Here is a 327-nt window from a genome sequence, read left to right on the forward strand (position 1 = left end):
CAACAATACGCCGCCGCGGTACCTCAAACTGATAATGCAAAATATGAATGGCAATTTGTCGTGCTAATATCGCATCAAATAAGCCATGCGGAGGGTCAATAATATATCGGATCGGTACATGCCGAAATCCACCACTTACTGCCTTAAAAGAACAGGAAAGCATGGCTTCCAAACGTTCAGCTTCCGAATACGGATTAAAAATTTCTCTTTTTGCCTCGGGCGTCCATAAATTATAAGCAGCAACCATAACCACCCCCTATAAAAACAATATGACCACCATTTAATCGCCAGAACCAACCCATGCAAACGGCTGTTCTATGATGCAAC

The 327-nt window shown here is 42.8% G+C and carries 1 pseudogene; it reads right to left on the reverse strand.

Features of this window, described 5'->3' with window-relative positions:
* A pseudogene (locus ACFILL_RS09435) lies at positions 1–247 on the reverse strand (hypothetical protein); the annotation flags it as partial.
* Positions 248–327 lie beyond the last annotated feature (80 nt).

It is taken from the genome of Bartonella sp. AP20NXHL (assembly GCF_042196165.1).
Classification (GTDB): domain Bacteria; phylum Pseudomonadota; class Alphaproteobacteria; order Rhizobiales; family Rhizobiaceae; genus Bartonella.